The organism is Arthrobacter sp. Edens01, assembly GCF_001307035.1.
In the GTDB taxonomy this organism is placed as follows: domain Bacteria; phylum Actinomycetota; class Actinomycetes; order Actinomycetales; family Micrococcaceae; genus Arthrobacter_B.
On sequence record NZ_LKIU01000003.1, the window covers coordinates 53123 to 71140 of the forward strand.

Consider the following 18018-nt stretch of genomic DNA (forward strand, 5'->3'; position numbering starts at 1 on the left):
GGGCGGCACACGAACGGAGCACTCAGCATGAGCCAAACACGGGCAATCATCCTTGGCGGCGGCGGGGTGGCAGGGATCGCATGGGAGATGGGCGTGCTCGCTGCCCTTCTGGAAGAAGGGATCAATCTCAACGCTGCGGACCTGGTGGTGGGCACATCCGCCGGTTCCATGGTGGGAGCGGCGCTGCGTTCCGGCCTGCTTCCGCAGGTCCTGGCGGCACAGCTCGACGACGCCGGGCAGGCACCCGCCGTGCAGGGCACCGAAGCGCCGTACCAGGATCCCAGCGGCTTCAGCAGTGAGGCCTTCATTGAGCTCACTGCGACGGCGGGACGCGGGGACGGCGACGAGATGGCGGCACGGGCACGGGTGGGGCAGCTGGCACGGACCACACCGGCAGTGATGACCGAGGGGGAGTGGGTCGCCAGCATCCGGTCACTGCTGCCGCAGCGCGAGTGGCCGGACCGGCCGTTTGGCATTGCCGTGGTGGATGCGGAGGACGGGTCGTTCACTGTCCTGGATGCCACGTCCGACGTCGAGCTCGCCCGTGCGGTCGCCGCCAGCTGCGCGGTTCCCACGGTATGGCCGCCGGTCACGATACTGGGCCGTCCTTATATGGACGGCGGGATGCGTTCGGCAACAAATGCCGACGTCGCTGAAGGTTACGGAAAGGTGCTGGTGCTGGCCTGCGGTCCGGAGGCCCCGGCGAGCCCGTTCGGTCCCAGTCTGCCGCAGGCGCTCGCCAAGCTGCAGCAGCACAGCCAGACCTTCCTGGTGGAAGCCGATGAAGCTTCCCTGCGGGATTTTGGCGCGAATCCGCTGCTGCGTTCCACCCGGATACCGGCTTCGGCGGCCGGCCGGCGCCAGGGCAAGGAAGCGGCTGCCGCGCTGCGGGACTTCTGGCTCGCCTGACCTGCTGACGGTGGGTGCTTACCGCGGGTGTTCACGGCGGGGGCAGTTTCGTGGACTTTGGCCGGCCGTCGGCCTTGCCGCCCTCAATCCCGCCAACACCGGTGGCGTCACCGATGAACCTCCGCCCGGACACCTCATTCCAGCGGTTGGCGGAGACCTCCTTGCGCACCAGCCATTTGCCGTCATCGGGGCACTCCAGGACGATCAGTACACCGCCGGGCGCCACCTGGTAGGCGTAGCGCGTGCCGTTCTCTTCGTCGTCGAGCTCCTCCACCGGACCGTCCGCCCGCAGAATCCGTACGCTCATCTGTCCTCCTCAATAACCTGCACTGCCGGTCCCGGGCCGCTCGCTGTCCGGCCTTCGCGGGGTGCCACGGTGAGCGCGACCGCCACGGTATCGCCGTCGCCAATCTCTTCTTTGATGCGGACGTCCTTCCGCAGCGGCAGCGCATACGCACCGCTGTGCGGCAGCAGCGAGGTCTCCCACTCCGTGGCTCCGATCCGCACCAGGACGGGAATAGCGCCCCATCCGTAGGTAGCCTCGGCGGCCTGCGCGCGGACATAGTCGGCAGCGTGCACCGGAAGGAGGACCCAGTAGAACGGTGCCGGGCCGCGCCATTCAAACACCTGTGCCCTGAACGATGTGTCCATGCGGAGAAACCTACGGCCCCGAGGCGGGCGCGGCAACGGAAACGGCACTGCAACGCCGGTCCTGCGGCCCTATAATCCCGGTATGGCAATTCCGCGTCTCAAGGGCGCCATCTACCCCCAAGTTTCCGTCTTCGAACAGGCCGGGAGCGGTCTGTGAGCGGCGGACTCGTCGCCCTGCTGGACGACGTCGCTGCCCTGGCCCGCATAGCGGCTGCCTCGGTGGACGACATCGCGGCAGGAGCTGCGAAGGCCGGTGCCAAGGCCGCCGGCGTCGTGATTGATGACGCCGCGGTGACACCGCAGTATGTTTCCGGGGCGGACCCCTCCCGTGAACTTCCGATGATCAAAAAGATCTTCTGGGGTTCGCTGCGGAACAAGCTGCTCATCATCCTGCCTGCGCTGCTGCTGGTCAGTGCCTTTATCCCCGGCGTCATTCCGTTCATCCTGATGCTCGGCGGTACGTACCTCTGTTATGAGGGTGCCGAGAAGGTGTGGCACAAGTTCTTTGGCCACCATGAGGCGAAGAAGGAACCCGCAGTCGAACGGGGGCCCGATGCCGAGTCCAAGGTAGTCAAGGGCGCCATCACTACGGACTTCATCCTCTCCTGCGAGATCATGGTCATTGCCATGAACGAGGTAGGTGACGCTTCGATCTGGGTGCGCGCAGTAATCCTGGTGGTCGTGGCGATCGCGATTACGGTGCTCGTCTACGGGGCAGTGGCACTGATCGTGAAGATGGACGACATCGGCCTGCACCTTGCCGGCAAGGACTCGGCTGGTTCCAAGCGGGTCGGTGGACTGCTGGTTAGGGGAATGCCCGCCGTGCTGGCGGCGATCACGTTCGTCGGAACAATTGCCATGCTCTGGGTTGGCGGCCACATCATGCTGGTGGGTGCCTCCGACCTTGGCTGGCACGCACCCTACGATCTGGTGCATCTCCTGGAGCACCCCGTGGCCGAACTGGCCGTTGTGGGAGGCTTCCTCGGCTGGCTCGTGAACACACTCTGCTCGGCCGTTGCGGGCCTGGCCTGGGGCCTGGTCGTCATGGCCGTGCTGGTCCTGGTGAAGAAGGTCTTCCCTTTCGGCAAGAAGAAGGAAGGGCACGAGCCCGGAGACACGAGGGCAGCGATAGCCGGTCACCGGCCGAAGAAGACGGACACTGACGCCGGGTAGGGATTTCGAGGCGGCCCCTAGGCCGACCCTCGGCGGGACTTCAGTGGAATGAATACCGCGTAGAACGCAGCCCAGCACAGCCAGAACACGGTCGAGATGCGCCGTTCGGACATTCCGGGGAACCAGTGCCGGCCCAGGGCTGCGATACCGGATACTGCCGCCGTCACCGCCAGGAACCGGATCATTCGGCCGGGCACACTCCAGGCAAGAAATGCCACGAGCGAGGTCCGCTGCAGCCCGGCTGCCCGCGCGTAGAGCTTGTAAGGGACTCCACGGGTGGGCCCCCGCAGCAGGGAAGCGGCGCCGGACTCGGCCATCTCCTGTTCGACGTCGCCGATCATGGCATCCGTGACCGCCGGAACTTTCGCCAACGCCTTACGCGAGGTTTCTGCGGCCACTTTGCGGCCCCAGCAGTAGGTCACGGCACCTCCGGCCATTGCACCGCCAAGGGCAGAGAACGTGGTGCCGACCGCGCGTTTAGGCCGCCGCAGCCCTACCCAGGATGTCCACACATCAGGGACCACGAAGAAGAACGTCGCTTCTGCGAAGCCCCAGGCGCCGGCGATCCCGTGCTCCCGCAGGGCATTCCTGACTGATGATTTGCGCCGGGCTTTCATGCTCACACTGTAATGAAAGGCTAAGGGGAACCGCGGGATTGATCGCGGGTTGGTGCCCGTTCCGCCGTCCGGCTCGTAATAGCGTATGAGCTACGGCACAAGGCAAATTGAACGGACACTTTAGATGAGCCATGGAACGGACAGGCGGGAAATACCGCAGCGCAGCAGCCGGTGGGCGGCAAAAGCTGCGGATCTTCTTGCGGCGGCAAAACTCACCCCCAACCAGATCTCGGTCGGTTCAGTGCTGTTCGCTGCAGCGGGCGCCGTTGCGCTTATCTGGTCGGGGAATGCCAGCGACGCCGTCGTTCGCGCTGTTCTTCTGGCCGTGGCTGCTGCCTGCATACCGCTGCGTTTGCTGCTGAACATGCTCGACGGGATGCTGGCCGTGGAAAAAGGCATGAGCTCACCGGTAGGTGACATTTACAACGAACTGCCGGACCGGATTTCCGATGTGCTGTTCCTGGGGGCCGCCGGCATCGCGACCGCCGGGCTGGCGACCGCCGGCCGGGTCGATTTAGGGATCACGCTTGGACTCCTTGCAGCGATACTTGCCGTACTCACTGCCTACATCCGCTGCCTCGGAGCAGCCCTTGGCACGGGAAACTTCTTCGACGGGCCCCTGGCCAAACCTCACCGCATGTGGCTGCTGATGATCGGAGTCCTGGCGAGCATCGCCGAGCCATGGCTTCCCTGGCAGGAAGGATGGGCGCTGTTCTGCACACTGGCCCTCATCGCGCTGGGCTCACTGATCACCTGTGCCCGCCGCCTGCGCCGCGTCAGCGCTGCGCTGCGTGCCCGCAGCAAGGACCTGCCCGCATGAACCTTGGAAGGGCCGCCCGGCGCAGCCTCGCGAAACTTGTCGGAGCCTTCGCCGGTGCGCGCGTTGTGACTGCAGCCGGAGAACCGGGACTGGATCTACCCGAGCAGGCGATCTACTACGCGAACCATTCGAGCCATCTGGACTTCCTCACCATTTGGGCCGCACTGCCTGCCGAGCTTCAGCGACGCGCACGTCCGGTGGCTGCCAAGGACTACTGGGGGTCCGGGGTGCGGAGGGCTTTTGCCGAACGGATCTTCAACGCCTATTTGGTCGACCGCCACGGCTCCAGCAGCAGCCGGCAGCGCACGTCGGACTCGGGAGTTAGCCCCAAGGGGCAGGTGGAGGGCATGGCGGAGGTGCTGGCCGCCGGCGACTCGCTGATTATCTTCCCTGAAGGTACCCGCGGCGAAGGCGACACAATAGCCCCGTTTCACGGCGGACTGTACAAACTGGCCCGTCTTCACCCGGAGGTGCCTGTGGTCCCAGTGACGCTGGCGAACCTCGGCCGGATCCTCCCGAAAGGTGAGGTGATCCCGGTGCCTCACCTCTCCACCGTCATCTTCTGCGAGCCACTCCATCTGGGACCCGATGAGGACAGACAGACGTTCCTTACCCGCGCCCGCCACGTTCTGGTGGAAGGCCTGGCGAAGCATCAGGGCCCGCAGCCTGCGGACACGGCTGGGCTGGCCGACGGTCACTCGGCCCCTCCCAGCGAGACCCGGCAGGACAATCCGTGAGCGCCTGGGAGTTGGGGTTGCTGGACTGGACGTCGCTGAAACTCCTTGGCGGCGTCGTCGTTGTACTGGTTTTGGCCACCGTGATCGCATGGGTGCTCGGGCGACGGGTGGGCAAAACGGGCACCATAGTGAACCTGAAGCAGCGCATCAACGCCTGGTGGTTGATGGTCGCGCTGATAGGCACTGTCCTGGCAGCCGGCGAGACGGTGACGATCCTGCTGTTTCTGGTGCTCTCTCTTCTGGCACTGCGCGAGTTCATCACCATCTCGCCGACCGGCCGCGGAGATCACAAGGTTCTCGTGTGGCTCGTGTTCATCATCCCCGCGGTGCACTACTGGTTCCTGTGGGAACACTGGTACGGCATGTTCAGTGTCTTCATCCCGGTGTACGCCTTCCTCTTCCTTCCCGCGCGCAATGCACTGGCCGGGCAGACCACCGGCTTCCTGCAGCGAACCGCGGCCATTCAGTGGGCGCTGATGGTATGCGTTTACGCCATCAGCTACGCCCCGGCGCTGCTGCAGCTACCGGTAGCCATGGAGGCAGGCCGGGATGCGGCCGAAGGTTCGGCGCCCGGAGCCGGCGGGGCGACAGGTGCGCAGCTGCTGCTGTTCCTGCTCATCGTGGTGCAGGGCTCCGACGTGCTGCAGTACGTGTGGGGCAAGACGCTCGGGAAGCACCCAATCGCGCCGGGCGTGAGTCCCAACAAGACCTGGGAAGGGTTCATCGGGGGAGTGCTGTCGGCCACCGCTCTGGGGGCGGCTCTGTGGTGGGTCACCCCGTTCAGCCCGTTGATGGCCGCGCTCCTGGCATTCATCTCCTGCGTGATGGGCTTCGCCGGGGGCCTGGTGATGTCTGCCATCAAGCGGGACCGCGGGATTAAGGACTTCGGCTCCACCATCCCCGGCCACGGCGGCATCATGGACCGCCTGGACTCGCTCTGCTTTGCGGCGCCTGTCTTCTTCCACGCGGTGCGGTTCTTCTACACCTGACGGCGGAGCGACCCTGGGCGGGGCAAAGCAAAAGGTCCCGGTTCCCATGATTTACAAGGGAACCGGGACCTTCTCAAATGGCGGTGACGGTGGGATTTGAACCCACGTTGGCTTTTACACCAAACAACATTTCGAGTGTTGCACCTTCGGCCGCTCGGACACGTCACCAACGCGTCAACCTTACCGGGTGTTTGGCCCCAGTCCCAAAACGTCCCGGCCCCGGGTCCGCCGGGGCCGGGACGGCGAGCCTGCGCTAGAGGTCGACGACGTCGTTCTTTCCGATATCCGGCGTCTGGCCGGTTACGGCACTCTTACCGATCTTGAAGATGCTGGCAATCTTGGGTTCGTCCGACACCCAGTACTCGGCGGTGTCACTGTTGACCTTGATCAGCGCAATGGACGGATCTTCGCGTCCCTCTTCGAACCATGCTGAAGCCGAGGCGCTCCAAAGCTCCTGAATCTTCTCCTGGTCACGGGAAATCTCTGCACGGCCGCTGATGGAGAGGTAGCCCTTCTTGTCCGCCACGGAGACGTTCACGTTCGGGTTGGCCCGGATCTCGTCGGCCTTGGGGGAGGGGTCCTGGGTGAAGAACCACAGATTGCCGTCGGAATCCGTTTCCTGCAGCTCCAGCGGCCGGCTGACCAGGTTGCCCTGAAGATCCTGGGTGGTCAGGTTGCCGATCTTGGCGTGTTCCAGGATCTTGACTACGCGATCTACGCCCTCTTGGTGCTCTGAAGTCATGCCTGCTCCTAGCTGGTAGGTTCCACGGATGAAAGAAAGCCTACTTACTGTTTAATGCCGTGTGAACCGCGGCTCCTACGCCGTGAGCCGAAAAACGTGAGCAGGAGTTCAGCACATTCCCTTTCCCGGACGCCTGGGAAAACCTCCACCCAGTGGTTCAGCCGCGGCTCCCGCAGGATCTCGAAAACGGAACCGGAGGCGCCGGCTTTCTCGTCCCAGGCCCCAAACACCACGCGTGGCACGCGGGCCAGGACAATGGCGCCGGCGCACATGGCACACGGTTCCAGGGTGACCACCAGGGTGCAGCCTTCCAGCCGCCACTCGCCGAGCGCCGCAGCTGCCTGGCGGATTGCCACAACCTCGGCGTGGGCCGTCGGATCGCCGGTCGCCTCACGCTCGTTGCGTCCGGTGCCCAGGATGGTTCCGTCCGGACCTACGACGACGGCGCCAATGGGGACGTCGTCAGTGTCCAGGGCGGCGCGCGCCTGCTCCAGGGCGAGTCCCATCCAGGCCTGGTGTGCAGCTGTGGGGGATTCCATACGGCTATGGTCCCTTATTCATACCTCCGGAGGACAAATGGGCCCGGTTTGCCGGGGTCCTCGGTGGTAGTTTGGACTCATGCGCGTACTAGTAGTGGATCATCCCCTCGTAGCCCACAAGCTGACGGTTCTCCGGGATAAGGACACCCCTTCACCGGTCTTCCGGATGCTGACAGAAGAACTTGTCACCCTGCTCGCCTATGAGGCCACACGGACCGTCCGGGTTGAACCCGTGAACATTGAGACTCCCGTTACCTCTGCAATTGGCACGGGGCTGGTCAAGCCGACCCCGCTGGTTGTCCCCATCCTCCGCGCAGGGTTGGGAATGCTTGAAGGGATGACACGGCTGGTTCCGACTGCCGAGGTCGGTTTCCTGGGCATGGCCCGCAACGAGGAGACCCTCGAAGCCATCACCTATGCGGAACGGCTTCCGGACGACCTCACCGGGAGGCAGGTGTTCGTCCTGGACCCCATGCTGGCCACCGGCGGCACGCTTCGCGAGGCGATCAAGTTCCTCTTCAACCGGGGCGCTGCTGAGATCATCTGCATCTGCCTGCTGGGTGCACCGGAAGGCCTCAGCGTGCTGGAGGAGGAGCTGGCCGACGCCAACGTCACCATTGTCCTGGCTTCCATTGATGAGCGGCTGGATGAAAAGGCCTATATCGTGCCCGGCTTGGGAGATGCTGGAGATCGCCTCTACGGCGTCGTCCACTAACGCGGAAAGCATCCAAACGCGCCTAGATTGTCTCAATATGTGGACAGTTTGACAGGTGCTTGACTTCTGGCGGTTCGTAAGTGTGCTTACGAGCCGCCTTTGTCGTTAATGCGGGAACTGACCGAAATCCCTTGTAGATCCGGGATCTATTCCGATTGGGGAATACCAAGGACATTCGCTGGTATTTGTCTTGGAGGGTGAAATAGCTCACAGATGCACGTGTAACGTCCACTATTTGAGACGACGGGACCATTGTTACTTGTGCGTACTTCTTTGTTACATGCAATAATCCGTAACGTGAACATCCACACGACAGCATGTGTCGCAGATCTTCTTTCCGGCAGCCATGCCGGGCCGAAGAGCTGCTGTCGTCGAATGCAGGCCAGGGACACCACCCCCCATCCCAGGCACCACACCAGTTCTGTTGAGTGGCGCAACCCCTGCGCCTGCGAAACGGACACACTCCCTGCATAGTGCCGTTTCGACGGCAATTCACCATGAGGTCCCAAAATGTCAGTAGCATCCGGGTACGTCCACATCTCCCTCCGCAATGCCCAGACAAGGGCAGCCGGAATACCAGCACGGCCGGCTGGGTTTGCCCGCCAGTTCGGTGCGCCCGCCACGGGACAGCAGTTCCCTGGCCAGGTAGTTCCCAACGCGGCCCGTTCACCGCGTCCCTCCTATCCGGAGGGAATGCCCGTCACCGCCCCGACACCAGTGGTCGGCCCGTCCGGAGTGCCCGGCCCGCAGCCAGTTGCCAATGACACGGTTGCCAGAGGTTTCGTGATCTACGTTGGCCTGGATGAACACGCCGCCGCGGCCGCCGGAACTACGCTCACTAAGCTGGCCCAGGAAATCCGGGCGCACGTCCAGACACTTGTGCCGGGTGCTCAAAGCCACGCGGCCGTAGCACTGGCACCTGCCAGTGCCGCCGGCTCTGACATCGACGTTGTCCGCCAGGCACTGGGGGACCCGACTGTCAGCCGGAAGCCACGCCAGGAGATGCCTGCACCGTCACCCGTTCAGCAGAGTGCACCGCGGCCAACCGGCGTGCTTATCGACCTTTCCCGCCGCGAGGTACACCTGGACGGCGAAACCCTGAACCTTACGTTCAAGGAGTTCGAACTGCTCAACTACCTCGTGGAGAACGCTTCCCGGACCGTTGGGCGCGAGGAGCTGCTCTCCGGCCTGTGGCGCAATGCCGAGGAAGTGCCCAATGAGCGGACCATCGACGTTCACATCCGCCGGCTGCGTTCAAAGCTGGGCCGGCTGGCCAACACCGTGCGAACAGTACGGGGCCAGGGTTACAGGTTCTATGAGCACCCCGAAGTTGTTGTCTGGGCCGCTCCGGAATACAGCATCTAGCAAGACCTGCGGCGCCAACCACTGGAAGAGGCTAGAAACGGCTGCTTTGATCCTCAAAGCAGCCGTTTCTGCCCTCTCAGGATGCCGGTCCCTGCAGGGCAGAGGCCGCGGCCCGGCCAGGGCCCCCGCGCGGATAGACTTGGCCCATGAGCGGCCACCACCTGAAAAAACTGATGCTGCTGCGGCATGCCAAAGCAGACTGGCCGCGCGAGGTCACCTCGGACCATGAGCGCCCGCTCTCCGGACGCGGTCACAGGGACGCCCCGCAGGCCGGGATCTGGATGCGGGAGAACGACTCCGTTCCGGACTTTATCCTCTGCTCCTACGCCCTGCGGACACGGCAGACCTGCACGTGGGTCTGCGACGAACTGGGGGAGAAGGCGCCCACCGCCAAATTGGAGGACCGTCTTTACGACGCCTCGGCGTCGGGAATCATCAGCGTCATCAACCATGTACCGGAGACGGTAACCAGCCTGCTGGTGATTGCGCATATGCCGGGGGTCCAGGACGTCGGCATGCGGCTGGCGTCCCTTGCTTCCAACGAAGACGCCGTGATGGAAATGGCTACCCATTATCCAACCTCCGGACTGACCGTCATGGAAGTCGAGGTGCCCTGGGCCGAACTCGACGGCCGCGACGCACGTGTTACCGATTTTGTGGTGCCCCGGGGCTGAAAGGGCCGCTAAAGTCCGTACTTTTCCAACAGGCGCAGCCACACCTCGCTGATGGTGGGGTAGGCAGGAACGGCATGCCAGAGCCTGTCCAGCGGGACCTGCCCGGTCACGGCAATCGTGGCGGCATGCAGCAGCTCAGCCACACCGGGCCCGGCGAACGTGAAACCAACCGGTACGCCCCGGTCCTCATCAACAACCATTTGGGCCCAGCCGCTGTATCCGTCGGCATAGAGGGATGATCCAGCCACGCTGATCGGCAGGGACGTTTCCGAAACCCGGATGCCGCGTTCCTTCGCCTGCTCTGGGCTCAGCCCGGTCATCGCTATCTCGGGATCCGTGAAAACCACCTGCGGCACTGCGTAGTGATCCGCCGTCGCGGCAAACCGGCTCCAGTCCGGCGGAGCTTCGAAACCAATCTCGCCCTTAGCGCGTGCTGCAATTGCGGCACCCGTTGCGCGCGCTTCGTACTTGCCCTGATGGGTCAGCAGAACCTTTCCTGCAGCATCACCGACGGCGTAAAGCCAGTTGCCGGACCCGGCGACCAGCCCGCTGGCATCGGAAACCAGCGAATCCGGGTCCAGGCCCAGTTCTTCCAACCCGAGCCCGTGCAATGCTGGGCGCCGTCCGGTGGCGATCAGCAGCCGGTCTCCGTGTAGCATTTCTCCGTCCGGCAGCGCCAGGACAATGCTGCCGGACTCGTCCTGGAAGACCCGTTCGGCCGTAGTGCCGGTATGGAGGGTGATCCCGTCGGCACGCAGTGCCTCCTCCACGAGGTCCGCTGCCGGCCGGGGGAACGCATCCAGCAGGTTGTGCCGCACCACCATGGATACTTCAGAGCCAAGACGGGCATAGGCCTGCGCCAGTTCGGTTCCGGCGACTCCTCCTCCCACTACCAGGAGGCGGGGAGGCACTTCCTGGGACGAAGTCGCGTCTGCCGTTCCCCAGAAACTGACCTGGTCCAGGCCTTCGAGCGGAGGGCGGACCGGTAGGGATCCGGTAGCAAGAACGACGGCGTGCCGGGCGCGGATGGTTGCCCGTGTGCCGTCGTCGTCACTCACCTGCAAAGAACGCTCACCGGTAAGCCGGGCGCGGCCGCGTACCAGGCCGATTCCTGTTTCCCTGACCCACTCCACCTGGCCGGCGTCGTCCCAGTCTGAGGTGAAGGAATTCCGCCGGTCCAGGACCGCCCTGGCGTCAAGTCCTCCGGTCACTGCCTGGCGGACTCCGTCCACGGCGCGCGCTTCGGCCAGGACCGTGCCCGGTCGCAGAAGTGCCTTTGACGGCATGCATGCCCAGTATGAGCACTCCCCGCCAACCAGGGCGGACTCGACCAGGATGGCCTGGAGCCCGGCTTGCACCACACGGCCCGCAGCGTTCTCTCCCGCCGCTCCGCCGCCGATGACTACGACATCTGTTTCCAGGGATTCAGTCATGGGCCCGAGCCTTCCATCTGTCCGCCTCCGGGGCAAGAGCGGCAAAGGCCTGCCGTCATCTCGAACGACACCGCGGCGCGGGCAGAAAAAAACCCGGCCTGACCGCATTTCTGCAGGTCAGGCCGGGTTTCAGTGGTGCGCGCGAAGGGATTCGAACCCCCAACCTTCTGATCCGTAGTCAGATGCTCTATCCGTTGAGCTACGCACGCATTTTTGGAATATCCTTGAAGTTGGTGGGTTTCCCCGGCTTCTTTCAAGTTCTTCCGTGGCTGTTTGGCCGTAGATAACTATAGCGGGGTTCCCGGGAGAACGCCAATCGGGTTCCGTTACGGCCGAATACTAGACCGGTCTATATGACCTTCGTCACACAAAACAGTGATTTTGGATGAAATTCCCTTGAAATCTAGGCAAACTTGGATCTGTTCGCCACATAGGTAGCATCTTTGGCCCGCTGGAGGGCCGCAGCTGGGAAATAGCATCAAAAAATACCACTGACCCAACGAAGGGAAGAGTCATGGGCGATGACGCGCGTCAGCTAGTTCTCGATGAGAGCGGCAACGCTGCTCCTAGCCAAATGCAGGACAGCAAGAACAGGGAGGCCTCCAGCGGGGCACCCACCACCCACCGTGGCCTGCTGGCGTGGGTCCAGGAAGTGGCAGAGCTGACGCAGCCCGCCGACGTCTATTGGGTCAACGGATCTGCCGAGGAAAACAAGGCGCTCACCGACGCACTGGTAGAGGCCGGCACACTGACCCGCCTGAACCCTGAGACCTTCCCCAACTCCTTCGCTGCCTTCTCCGATCCCAAGGACGTGGCACGCGTCGAGGAGCAGACCTTCATCTGCTCCGAGAAGAAGGAAGACGCCGGATTCACCAACAACTGGATGGATCCCGCGGAAATGCGGACCAAGCTCAACGGTCTCTTTGCCGGTTCAATGCGCGGCCGCACCATGTACGTTATTCCGTTCGTCATGGGACACCTCGACGCCGAGGACCCGAAGTTCGGCGTCGAGATCACCGACAGCGCCTACGTGGTCGCCTCCATGCGGATCATGGCCCGCATCGGCACCGACGTGCTGCGCAAGATGGAGGAACTTGACGCCTTCTTCGTCCCCGCCCTGCACTCCGTCGGCGCCCCTCTGGCTGAGGGCGAAGCAGATGTCCCCTGGCCGTGCAACGAGGAGAAGTGGATCGTGCACTTCCCCGAAGACCGCTCCATCTACTCCTACGGCTCCGGCTACGGCGGCAACGCCCTGCTGGGCAAGAAGTGCTACGCGCTGCGCATCGCGTCGGTCATGGCACGGGACGAAGGCTGGCTCGCCGAGCACATGCTCATCCTGAAACTGACCAGCCCGGAGAAGAAGGACTACTACGTCTCCGCTGCCTTCCCGTCCGCCTGCGGCAAGACCAACCTGGCCCTGCTTGATCCGACCGTCGAAGGCTGGAAGGTCGAGACCCTCGGAGATGACATCACCTGGCTGCGCTTTGGCCACGACGGGGAGCTCCGTGCCACCAACCCGGAAGCCGGCCTGTTCGGCGTTGCCCCGGGCACCGGATGGAGCACCAACCCCAACGCGATGCGCGCCATCGCCAAGGGCAACTCGATCTTCACCAACGTGGCCCTGACCGACGACGGCGGTGTCTGGTGGGAAGGTATGACGGACGAGACGCCGGCGCACCTGACGGACTGGCGCGGCAACGACTGGACTCCGGAAGCGGGCACCCCTGCTGCGCACCCGAACTCCCGTTTCTGCACCCCGATCGACCAGATCGACATGCTCGCTGAGGAATACCATTCCCCGAACGGTGTGCCGGTCTCCGCGATCCTGTTCGGCGGCCGCCGGAAGACCACGGTTCCCCTGGTCACCCAGGCGCGCGACTGGACCAGCGGCATTTTCATGGGCTCCACGCTGTCCTCGGAGACCACGGCGGCCGCTGCCGGAGCCGTGGGCGTGGTGCGCCGTGACCCGATGGCCATGCTGCCGTTCATCGGTTACGACGCAGGTGACTACCTCAAGCACTGGATCACCCTCAGCGGCACCGCGAACCAGGAGAAGCTGCCGCAGATCTTCCTGGTGAACTGGTTCCGCCGCACGGCCGACGGCGGTTTCGCCTGGCCCGGCTTCGGCGAGAACTCGCGTGTGCTCAAGTGGGTCATCGAGCGCCTCGAAGGAAAGGCCGACGCCGTCGAAACCCCGATCGGCTTTGTGCCCACCGGCGATTCGATTGACCTCAAGGGCCTGGACATGACCCCGGCCGACGTCGAAGCCGCAGTGCGCGTGGACCCGGCCGAGTGGGAGACCGAGCTGGCCGGCATCGACGAGTGGTACGCCCGCTTCGGTGATTCCCTGCCCGAGGAGCTCTCCGCCAAGCTGGCCGAACTCAAGGAGCGCTTCGCAGCCGCGAAGTAGGTCCTGAACAAACGGAAGGCCCCGCACTCAGCGAATGAGTGCGGGGCCTTCTGTTTGCCTGCGTCTAGGAATCAGCTGCTTCGCTGCTGGCCCAGACGATCGGCTCGCCGGATTCCCAGATGGGATCGTTGAAGGTCCACTGGCCGTCCTGCTCGGAGTAGGTCTGGATCGCGGAGATGCAGACGCCCTCAGAGTGCTCAGCCACCACGTGGATGGCGTCGGTGCCTTCGTCGGGCAGGGTGATGTCGGAGAACACGGCTACGGCACGGTTCTGGTCCTTCTGCTCTTCCAGGACGGTGTAGAGGTCATCGATCATGGCCTCCGCGTCCAGGTCCTCGTCGCTCTCTTCGGGAGAGACGGCGACCATGCGCAGTTCGCCGTCGTTCTGTACCACCAGGGCAGCCGGGAGGAAGGCACCCTGCGCTTCGAGCTGTTCCTGCGTGACACCGAGGGCGGTGCCCAGCAGTGAGTTCAGGTCATCCTGTACCTGGGCGGAAGGTTCTCCGCCGGTCAGTTCAACGTCAGCCATGAGCTCATTTCCTTACTAGTTCAAGTACACGGTCGCGGACCATCTCCATAGTGGAGAGGTCCTCTGCCTCGGCGTTCAGCCGGAGGAAGGGTTCGGTGTTGGACGCGCGGAGGTTGAACCACCACTGTCCGTCATCTGAGGTGAAAGTCAATCCGTCCAGTTCATCCACCGTGACGCCTGCGCGGTCATACTCGCCGCGCACCCGGTCCACGGCTGCCTGGACGTCGTCCAGCTTGGAGTTGATCTCGCCGGAGGAGAAATACGGCTCGTATTCGCGGGCCAGATCGGAGAGGGGGAGATCCTGCTCGCCGAGTGCAGCCAGGACGTGCATCGCGGCCAGCATGCCGGTATCCGCGTTGTAGAAGTCACGGAAGTAGTAGTGCGCAGAGTGCTCGCCGCCGAAGACAGCTCCTTCGGAGGCCATCAGGGCCTTGATGAACGAGTGGCCCACCCGGGTGCGGACAGCGCGGCCGCCGCAGGCTTCCACCAGCTCGGGAACCGCGCGGGAGGTGATCAGGTTGTGGATGATCACCGGGACGTCTTCGCCGGCTGCCTTGGCGCGGGCGATTTCGCGGCGGGCCACCAGGGCTGTGATCGCCGAAGGGCTGACCGGGGCGCCGAGTTCATCGATGACAAAGCAGCGGTCAGCATCGCCGTCGAACGCCAGGCCCAGGTCTGCGCCGTGCTCGACGACGGCGGCCTGCAGGTCCCGCAGGTTCTCCGGTTCCAGCGGGTTGGCGGGGTGGTTCGGGAACGAACCGTCGAGTTCGAAGTACAGCGGCACAATGTCCAGCGGCAGTCCGGGGAGAATCGAATCACCCAGGACCGCGGGGGTGGTAAGGCCTGCCATGCCGTTGCCTGCGTCCACCACTACCTTCAGCGGGCGGATACCGCGCAGGTCCACCAGATCGCGCAGGTACGCGGAGTAGTCGCCGAGGACGTCCCGCACGCTGATCTGGCCCGGCTTCTCCACCGAGTCGATCACGCCGTCGTTCAGGTACCGCTCTGCGGCCTTCTGGATTTCCTTCAGCCCGGTCTCGGAGGAAATCGGGATTGCTCCGGCCTTGGCCATCTTGATGCCGTTGTACTGCGCGGGGTTGTGGCTGGCGGTGAAGGTCACGCCGGCAGCGTTCAGCGAACCGCACGCGTAGTAGAGCTCATCAGTGGAAATCAGGTCCAGCAGCAGTACGTAGGCTCCCCGCGCGGTGGCGCCGGAAGCGAAGTCCTTGATGAATTCCGGGGAGGACTGGCGCATGTCGCCGCCCACCAGGACCGTCTCCCCGGCCAGGCCAAGGACGTCCACAAAAGCGGCGCCAACGGCCTTGACGATTTCGGGCGTGATGGTCTCGCCGACAACGCCGCGGACATCATAGGCCTTGAAGGACGAGGAAAGATCGAATGCAGTAGTCACGCCATGCAGTCTATAGGGGAGCGCGCTGCAGCGGGGCAGGCGGGGGCGGCTGCGGACTTTTCCACATTGCCTGTCCGGGGCTTCGGCGTGAGGGGGTCCCGGCTGGAATAGTGGAGGGTATGGAACCGGTATCCGCCCAGAACATCCCCACAGCACCCGCCCCACAAGAAACGGCCGACGCCGCTGCCCTGCGTGCGGAGGCAACCACCCTCCTGCGGGCGCTGGTGGGCCGGGACGACGCCGAGTTTCATGAGGGCCAGTACGAGGCCATTGAGGCCCTGGTCCGCGGCGGAAGGCGTGCCCTCGTTGTCCAGCGCACCGGCTGGGGGAAGTCCGCGGTGTACTTCGTGGCCAGCCTCCTGCTGCGCGCCCGCGGTGCGGGACCCACGCTCATCGTTTCGCCCCTGCTGGCCCTGATGCGGGACCAGGTTGCCGCCGCTGCCCGGGCCGGAGTCCGCGCCGCAGCCATTAACTCAGCCAACCAGCTCGAGTGGCAGGACATCTCCGCGCGGCTGGAAGCCGACGACGTCGATGTGCTCCTTGTCTCCCCGGAACGCCTGAATAATCCCGGTTTCCGCGAGAACCACCTGCCGGAACTGGTGCGGCGTTCCGGCCTCCTGGTGATCGACGAAGCGCACTGCATTTCCGACTGGGGCCACGACTTCCGGCCGGATTACCGCCGGATCCGGCACCTGATTGAGCAGCTGCCGCATTCGGTTCCGGTGCTGGCCACCACGGCCACAGCGAACTCCCGCGTGGTCAAGGACGTGGAAGAACAGCTCGCTGCCGGCGGGGAAGAGGTCTTCACCATCCGCGGGGCGCTGGCCCGGGACTCCCTGCGGCTGGGGGTACTCCGGCTGCCCAGCCCCCGCAGCCGGCTCGCCTGGCTGCTGACCCACATCAATGAACTGCCCGGCAGCGGCATCATCTACGCCCTGACGGTCTCTGCAGCGGAAGACACCGCCCGGCTGCTGCAGAAGGCCGGGCATCCGGTGCTGGCGTACACCGGCCGGACCGACCCTGCCGACCGGGAACAGGCGGAAGCGGCCCTGAAGAACAATGAGGTCAAGGCACTGGTTGCCACCAGTGCACTCGGCATGGGGTTCGACAAGCCGGACCTGGGCTTTGTTGTCCACCTGGGAGCGCCGTCCTCACCCGTGGCCTACTACCAGCAGGTAGGCCGTGCCGGCCGCGGCACCCCGAACGCTGACGTCCTGCTGCTCCCGGGAACGGAGGACCGGGATATCTGGGAGTACTTTGCAACGTCCTCAATGCCCTCCGAAGGACCGGCCAACGCCGTGCTGCGCGAACTCGCCGATGGATCCGTACTCTCCACCGGGGCGCTTGAAACACTCGTGAACCTCAAGCGTTCTCCGCTGGAGCTCCTGTTGAAGGTGCTCGCCGTGGACGGTGCAGTGGAACGGGTTACCGGCGGCTGGCGGGGAACCGGGCGGCCCTGGACCTACGACCGGGAACGCTATGAACGGATCGCCGCCGCCCGGGTTCGGGAACAGCAGGCGATGCTGGACTATGAGAACACCGACGGCTGCCGGATGGAGTTCCTGTCCCGGCAGCTGGATGACCCGGCAGCGGCACCCTGCGGCCGCTGCGACAACTGCGCCGGACGCTGGTATTCAGACGACGTTGCCACCGAGGCCGCCGACACCGCCGGGCAGGCCCTGTCCCGGGTGGGCGTGGACATCGATCCACGCGGCATGTACCCGACGGGCATGGACCGGCTGGGTGTGCCGGTAAAGGGGAAGATCAAGCCGGACGCTGCAGTTTCAACAGGCCGGGCGCTGGCACGCCTGACGGATCTGGGCTGGGGCGGACGGCTGCGGGAGATCTTTGGGCCGGGTGCCGTGGACGGCCCGGTGGACCAGTCGCTGCTGAACGGCTGTGTCCAGGTGCTGGCGCAGTGGGGCTGGACGCAGCGGCCCGTAGCGGTCGTGTCCGTGCCGAGCCGGTCCCGTCCGCAGCTTGTGGGTTCACTGGCCCAGGGGCTCTCCGAGCTTGGCCGGATCCCGTACCTTGGTGCCCTGCAGCTGCCGCACGGAGGCCCCGCCGGAGGTCCGGGCGGCAACAGTGCCTTCCGGCTCGCATCCGTCTGGGAGCAGTTCGCTGTGCCGGCCGAGGGCGCGGCGTGGTTCGCGGCGAATCCCGGGCCGGTGCTGCTGGTGGACGACTTCGCGGACAGCCGCTGGACGCTCACGGAAGCCGGCCGCACCCTGCGGCTGGCCGGGGCCGAATCCGTACTGCCGTTTGTGCTGGCGCTGAAGGCTTAAGCGGCGTGGAGTAGCGGCG

Annotated in this window: 18 protein-coding genes and 2 tRNA genes; 10 read left to right on the top strand and 10 right to left on the bottom strand. The window is 64.7% G+C overall.

The genetic code is table 11. The features are described from left to right. The first annotated feature begins 27 nt into the window (after window positions 1–27). Window positions 28–909 carry a patatin-like phospholipase family protein gene (locus AO716_RS04675; RefSeq protein ID WP_055239813.1) on the top strand — a complete coding sequence of 294 codons (882 nt, stop codon included), beginning with the start codon at window positions 28–30 and terminating at the stop codon, window positions 907–909. A gap of 31 nt (window positions 910–940) precedes the next feature. Here AO716_RS04675 and AO716_RS04680 read toward each other — a convergent pair whose 3' ends face one another. Next, window positions 941–1216, bottom strand: a complete 276-nt coding sequence (locus tag AO716_RS04680; RefSeq protein WP_055239814.1) for a hypothetical protein — start codon at window positions 1214–1216, stop codon at window positions 941–943. Further along, the gene (locus AO716_RS04685) at window positions 1213–1560 is read right to left on the bottom strand and encodes a DUF1905 domain-containing protein (protein WP_055239815.1); all 348 of its coding nucleotides are present in this window, start codon (window positions 1558–1560) and stop codon (window positions 1213–1215) included. Before AO716_RS04685 ends, AO716_RS04680 begins: the two co-directional genes overlap by 4 nt. A gap of 153 nt (window positions 1561–1713) precedes the next feature. Between AO716_RS04685 and AO716_RS04690 the strand changes: the two genes are divergently transcribed. Then, window positions 1714–2733 carry a DUF808 domain-containing protein gene (locus tag AO716_RS04690; RefSeq protein ID WP_055239816.1) on the top strand — a complete coding sequence of 340 codons (1020 nt, stop codon included), beginning with the start codon at window positions 1714–1716 and terminating at the stop codon, window positions 2731–2733. A gap of 17 nt (window positions 2734–2750) precedes the next feature. Here the strand turns inward: AO716_RS04690 and AO716_RS04695 are convergent, their stop codons facing one another. After that, on the bottom strand, window positions 2751–3350 hold the full coding sequence (locus AO716_RS04695) for a hypothetical protein (protein ID WP_055239817.1): 600 nt from the start codon (window positions 3348–3350) through the stop codon (window positions 2751–2753). Window positions 3351–3474: 124 nt separating this feature from the next. On the opposite strand from AO716_RS04695, the gene AO716_RS04700 reads away from it, so the two are divergent. The 3 genes from AO716_RS04700 to AO716_RS04710 are packed head-to-tail and all read left to right on the top strand — an operon-like array spanning window position 3475 to window position 5896. After that, complete coding sequence (locus AO716_RS04700; protein WP_055239818.1) at window positions 3475–4170, top strand: CDP-alcohol phosphatidyltransferase family protein; 696 nt, start codon at window positions 3475–3477, stop codon at window positions 4168–4170. After that, the gene (locus tag AO716_RS04705; protein WP_055239819.1) at window positions 4167–4907 is read left to right on the top strand and encodes a lysophospholipid acyltransferase family protein; all 741 of its coding nucleotides are present in this window, start codon (window positions 4167–4169) and stop codon (window positions 4905–4907) included. The genes AO716_RS04700 and AO716_RS04705 overlap by 4 nt, the downstream gene beginning before the upstream one ends. Continuing rightward, window positions 4904–5896, top strand: coding sequence for a phosphatidate cytidylyltransferase (locus AO716_RS04710; protein WP_200907590.1), 993 nt, complete (start codon window positions 4904–4906; stop codon window positions 5894–5896). The genes AO716_RS04705 and AO716_RS04710 overlap by 4 nt, the downstream gene beginning before the upstream one ends. Before the next feature lie 78 nt (window positions 5897–5974). Here the strand turns inward: AO716_RS04710 and AO716_RS04715 are convergent. The 3 genes from AO716_RS04715 to tadA form a co-directional block, all read right to left on the bottom strand. Further along, window positions 5975–6064, bottom strand: a tRNA-Ser gene (locus AO716_RS04715). A gap of 85 nt (window positions 6065–6149) precedes the next feature. Then, window positions 6150–6638, bottom strand: a complete 489-nt coding sequence (locus AO716_RS04720; protein ID WP_055239820.1) for a pyridoxamine 5'-phosphate oxidase family protein — start codon at window positions 6636–6638, stop codon at window positions 6150–6152. Between the two features lie 44 nt (window positions 6639–6682). Then, the gene (gene tadA / locus AO716_RS04725; RefSeq protein ID WP_055239821.1) at window positions 6683–7177 is read right to left on the bottom strand and encodes a tRNA adenosine(34) deaminase TadA; all 495 of its coding nucleotides are present in this window, start codon (window positions 7175–7177) and stop codon (window positions 6683–6685) included. A gap of 79 nt (window positions 7178–7256) precedes the next feature. On the opposite strand from tadA, the gene upp reads away from it, so the two are divergent. The 3 genes from upp to AO716_RS04740 all read left to right on the top strand — a co-directional run bounded on the left by upp (window position 7257) and on the right by AO716_RS04740 (window position 9931). Further along, the gene (gene upp, locus AO716_RS04730) at window positions 7257–7892 is read left to right on the top strand and encodes a uracil phosphoribosyltransferase (RefSeq protein ID WP_055239822.1); all 636 of its coding nucleotides are present in this window, start codon (window positions 7257–7259) and stop codon (window positions 7890–7892) included. A gap of 510 nt (window positions 7893–8402) precedes the next feature. Next, window positions 8403–9257: a winged helix-turn-helix domain-containing protein gene (locus AO716_RS04735; RefSeq protein WP_055239823.1), complete on the top strand. Its 855-nt coding sequence runs from the start codon at window positions 8403–8405 to the stop codon at window positions 9255–9257. 146 nt (window positions 9258–9403) lie between these two features. Next, entirely contained in the window at window positions 9404–9931 is a 528-nt protein-coding gene (locus tag AO716_RS04740; RefSeq protein ID WP_055239824.1) for a SixA phosphatase family protein, read from the top strand. A gap of 8 nt (window positions 9932–9939) precedes the next feature. Here AO716_RS04740 and AO716_RS04745 read toward each other — a convergent pair whose 3' ends face one another. Further along, a complete protein-coding gene (locus AO716_RS04745; RefSeq protein WP_055239825.1) occupies window positions 9940–11364 on the bottom strand; it encodes a dihydrolipoyl dehydrogenase family protein in 1425 nt (474 codons plus the stop codon). 133 nt (window positions 11365–11497) lie between these two features. After that, window positions 11498–11573: transfer RNA gene (locus tag AO716_RS04750), tRNA-Arg, on the bottom strand. 365 nt (window positions 11574–11938) lie between these two features. Between AO716_RS04750 and AO716_RS04755 the strand changes: the two genes are divergently transcribed. Then, a complete protein-coding gene (locus tag AO716_RS04755) occupies window positions 11939–13774 on the top strand; it encodes a phosphoenolpyruvate carboxykinase (GTP) (protein WP_055239826.1) in 1836 nt (611 codons plus the stop codon). Between the two features lie 64 nt (window positions 13775–13838). Here AO716_RS04755 and AO716_RS04760 read toward each other — a convergent pair whose 3' ends face one another. Further along, a complete protein-coding gene (locus tag AO716_RS04760) occupies window positions 13839–14303 on the bottom strand; it encodes a hypothetical protein (protein ID WP_055239827.1) in 465 nt (154 codons plus the stop codon). Between the two features lie 4 nt (window positions 14304–14307). Beyond that, entirely contained in the window at window positions 14308–15714 is a 1407-nt protein-coding gene (locus AO716_RS04765; RefSeq protein WP_082413329.1) for a phosphomannomutase/phosphoglucomutase, read from the bottom strand. A 119-nt stretch (window positions 15715–15833) separates the two neighbouring features. On the opposite strand from AO716_RS04765, the gene AO716_RS04770 reads away from it, so the two are divergent. Next, window positions 15834–17999 (top strand): RecQ family ATP-dependent DNA helicase, encoded by a 2166-nt coding sequence (locus AO716_RS04770; RefSeq protein WP_082413330.1) that lies wholly within the window; start codon window positions 15834–15836, stop codon window positions 17997–17999. The last annotated feature ends 19 nt before the right edge of the window (window positions 18000–18018 follow it).